Genomic DNA, 279 nt, shown 5'->3' on the forward strand with positions numbered 1-279 from the left:
GGACGGCCGCGCTGGGCGGCCATGTCGAGGGCTGCCGATCCTGCGGGGCGATCCGCGTGGCCTACAATTCCTGTCGCAACCGGCATTGCCCAAAATGCCAGGGACAGGCCTGCCGCGACTGGCTCGCCGCACGCGAGGCCGAACTCCTGCCGGTTCCCTACTTCCACGTCGTGTTCACGTTGCCGGCCGAGGTCGCCGCGATCGCCTTCCAGAACAAGGCGGCGGTTTACGCCATCCTGTTCAGGACTGCGGCCGAGACGCTGCGCACGATCGCCGCCG

1 protein-coding gene is annotated in these 279 nt (G+C 68.8%); it reads left to right on the forward strand.

Translation table 11 applies throughout. The features are described 5' to 3' along the window. Positions 1-279 (forward strand): transposase zinc-binding domain-containing protein (locus EN859_RS37685; RefSeq protein ID WP_189502616.1); only part of this gene is annotated, 279 nt, incomplete at both ends.

It is taken from the genome of Mesorhizobium sp. M00.F.Ca.ET.216.01.1.1, assembly GCF_004010325.2.
Classification (GTDB): Bacteria; Pseudomonadota; Alphaproteobacteria; order Rhizobiales; family Rhizobiaceae; genus Mesorhizobium.